The following is a 3,005-nucleotide window of genomic DNA, read 5'->3' as shown; positions in this document are numbered from 1 at the left end:
CAATAACACTAAAGCGAGTAAATATTTTAATTATAAATTATGAATTGTGAAAGGAAGAAGGAAGTATATTTTCATCCTTCATCCTTCATTTGTTATTTGGTTGCGAAAGGCAGCAACCAAAATAATAGTTTAGACGAGATAGGGTTCTTGATGTGTCTTAATTGTGCAATTAGAACGGGGATAAGTGACACAAAGTAGAGCGAATCCCTTAGAAATCTGTTCGTCATCCAGGAAGTTTTGATCTTCTTGATCAATTTCACCTTCAACGACCTTGCCAACACAACTAGAGCAAGAACCTGCTTGACAAGAAGCTGGCAACTCAATACCACTTTCTTCTGCTGCATCTAAGATGGTGGTCTCTTCGTCAACTTCAATTGTGGTGTCGAGGTCTTCTTTTTTGTTGATTAATCTAACTTGGTAGGTAGCCATTTTCAGATTCTCCTCAAACGTTATACAGTTGGTCTAATTTACGAATTTTTTGAGCAACCTATCCTACTTTTTGCTTCCTTTGTTCTTACAGAGATGCTACGCTTAGTCGGCTTCTCTATAGAGGTAAGGGATGCAAGGCGAACTAGAAGCTACCTCAAGGGCATTGAAACTCTGCGGAATGCGTCTATCGGAAGCCTCTAAAATAGACTTAAGCTAACGGAATGATGTTAGCTGCAAGGTACACCAGTAGGCGTACCGTCGTCTGTTTTGAAGGACTTTCCACAACCGCAGGTATCAGTTGCGTTGGGGTTGATGAATTTAAAACCGCTTTCCATCACTCCCTCAACGAAGTCAACGATAACTCCGTCTAATAACGGCGCACTTTTGGCATCAACGTAAACTACCACTTTGCCTTGGTGACTTACCAAATCATCTGGTTGAGGTTTGCTGGTGATATCGATCGCATATTCGTAGCCACTGCAACCACCATCTTTTACAGAGATACGGACACCTTTAGTTGCACCATTAGCATCGGGTGCGGAACCTTTGAGGAATGCCCGCAGATGAAATTCTGCTTTTTCTGATAAAATAACGGCCATGAAGTCTCCTGATTTGTAGCGATTAGTTGTTCTGATTTCAGGTGGGGTTGTCCTTTGTCAGTTGTCCTTTGTTATTCACTAATGACTAATGACCAATGACTAATGACGAAAATTAACTATTTTGTGCAATACCTGTGGCGGTGGGTTCCATCGAATTGGCTTGCGCGTGTCTCCAAGGCGCACTATTACCGCATACTGGACAAGAGCGATCGCGGTGAGAACGGCGTTTAGCAAATTCCATCCGATTTAGATCGATTGTCAGCAATTGCGACAATAGAGGCTGACTAAACCCGGTGATCAGCTTGATAGCTTCCAGTGCTGTTAAACAAGCTAGGGTTCCAGAAACAGCTCCTAGAACTGAAAAGCCGCGCTGATCCCACTCAGGCTTTTCTGGAAACAGACAAGACAAGCAAGGAGTCACACCAGGAATAATCGTTGTCAGGTAAGCCTCCATCCCATTCATTGCTGCTTCCACCATTGGCTTACGCGATCGCACACAGGCTTCATTTAACAAATTGCGCTCTGTAAAATTGTGGGCGCAATCAAGAGCCATATCGGCAGATTGCACTAACGAATCTACATTTTCCGGGGTAATGTAATCATGAACAGCTTCCACTTGGACATCAGGATTAATCGCATCCAGAGTTTCTTTAGCTTTGAGTACCCTTGGCTTACCTACCCAATCATCAGTCATGAGAACCTGACGATTCATATCATCTTGCCGCAAGTCACCACCCCGGACTAGGATTAGCCGCCCAACGCCCGCTACTGCTAAGTAAAGCGCCGCCGTACCGCCTAATCCCCCCACACCTGTCACCAGAACTGTCGCTGACTTCAAGCGTTTCTGTGCTGTTTCGCCAAAATTCGGAAGCATCATTTGGCGACGATAGCGTTCTAATTCGGTAGGCGTTAGGTTAACCAATTTATACCTCCTAATCAGAAGTGATTTCTGTCAGTGTGACTACATTTTTCGGCTTGTCGTTAAACACTTTGAACAGCTTTTGTTCGTAAGCTGTCGATTCGGTAAATAACTGATAAGCTTTTTGCAAAGCCAAAGAATATTGATTTAATTTCTCTTCTTGACTCAAGTCAGGAGAATTATCATCAATTTCCTGCATGTGTTGAGAAAACTTTTTCAGAATATGTAGACGATGCACATTCACAACTTCTAAATCGTAGGACATATTAAAGAATTGAAAAAATTCTTCTGCATCTACGAGCTTCTTGAATTCATCAATAGTTCCAGTCATTTAGCATTCTCCAATTGTTTCAGATGTTGCTTAAGTTCATCTAACTGGCGATAGATTTCATAAGTTGCAGCGGCAACATCCATAAGTTGTGTATAATCTGTTGGCAGACCTTCAGCTAAATCATGCAGATCCATTTTCATTTGACCTGCTTTGCTGTTGAGGCGTCTGATTTGTCCCTGTAGTTCCTCAATTGTCATTTGTCCTTCGTCCTTCGTCCTTCACCTTTTGTCATTAGTCATGTGTCTTTTACTAATGACCAATGACCAATGACTAATGACTAATTAAATTTTGCCAACTTCAGGAAAGCGTTTCGCCAAATCAAGACCTTTTTTGACGTAATTTTCTCCCTCTTCTGCTAATTTCTCTACTGAGTCAAAGCCAAAGCGTTGAGCATCTCGCAAGGTTTTTACAGCTAGCAAAAGACGGCCAGAAAAAACTAGCGCCCAGCCAAATCCTTCATGGCTCAAATCAACTACAACCTGGGATATCAAACCTGTTTCTTGTTCAATCCCAGCCGCTACAGCTCGAAAAAATGCCATAATCCGGGCTTGAGTTACCGCATCAACTTCGCCCTCAACGGAGATTTCCCGTTTCTTTTGTTTGGTAACAATAAAGGGTTTGAGAATCAACTCATCCGACCAAGTACGATAAACTCCATAACTGTCTTGGCCACGGATTTGTTTAATTAATACCTTAAGAAAAGGTGAGTTCAAGACTTCAGTTGTAG

6 protein-coding genes are annotated in these 3,005 nt (G+C 42.3%); all 6 read right to left on the bottom strand.

All coding sequences use genetic code 11. The features are described from left to right. Positions 1–129: 129 nt before the first annotated feature. Entirely contained in the window at positions 130–429 is a 300-nt protein-coding gene (locus IQ229_RS21300; RefSeq protein WP_100900536.1) for a 2Fe-2S iron-sulfur cluster-binding protein, read from the bottom strand. A 227-nt stretch (positions 430–656) separates the two neighbouring features. Continuing rightward, positions 657–1,028, bottom strand: coding sequence for a HesB/IscA family protein (locus IQ229_RS21295; protein WP_094339971.1), 372 nt, complete (start codon positions 1,026–1,028; stop codon positions 657–659). Positions 1,029–1,140: 112 nt separating this feature from the next. Continuing rightward, positions 1,141–1,950, bottom strand: coding sequence for a HesA/MoeB/ThiF family protein (locus IQ229_RS21290; RefSeq protein WP_194047128.1), 810 nt, complete (start codon positions 1,948–1,950; stop codon positions 1,141–1,143). A 10-nt stretch (positions 1,951–1,960) separates the two neighbouring features. Continuing rightward, positions 1,961–2,278: a nitrogenase-stabilizing/protective protein NifW gene (nifW, locus tag IQ229_RS21285; protein WP_193947837.1), complete on the bottom strand. Its 318-nt coding sequence runs from the start codon at positions 2,276–2,278 to the stop codon at positions 1,961–1,963. Continuing rightward, a complete protein-coding gene (locus tag IQ229_RS21280) occupies positions 2,275–2,475 on the bottom strand; it encodes a CCE_0567 family metalloprotein (protein WP_185580868.1) in 201 nt (66 codons plus the stop codon). Before IQ229_RS21280 ends, nifW begins: the two co-directional genes overlap by 4 nt. Positions 2,476–2,559: 84 nt before the next feature. Continuing rightward, positions 2,560–3,005: NifX-associated nitrogen fixation protein (locus IQ229_RS21275; protein ID WP_228013627.1), on the bottom strand; the 446-nt coding region annotated here is incomplete at its 5' end.

Source organism: Nostoc cf. edaphicum LEGE 07299 (assembly GCF_015207245.1).
GTDB classification, from domain to species: Bacteria; Cyanobacteriota; Cyanobacteriia; order Cyanobacteriales; family Nostocaceae; genus Nostoc; species Nostoc edaphicum_B.
This window is presented reverse-complemented; position numbering and strand designations above follow the sequence as displayed.

Coding starts and splice junctions, on each gene's coding strand:
- IQ229_RS21295 (WP_094339971.1), bottom strand. CDS start 1,028: ATGGCCGTTATTTTATCAGAAAAAGCAGAATTTCATCTGCGGGCATTC.
- IQ229_RS21300 (WP_100900536.1), bottom strand. CDS start 429: ATGGCTACCTACCAAGTTAGATTAATCAACAAAAAAGAAGACCTCGAC.
- IQ229_RS21280 (WP_185580868.1), bottom strand. CDS start 2,475: ATGACAATTGAGGAACTACAGGGACAAATCAGACGCCTCAACAGCAAA.
- nifW (WP_193947837.1), bottom strand. CDS start 2,278: ATGACTGGAACTATTGATGAATTCAAGAAGCTCGTAGATGCAGAAGAA.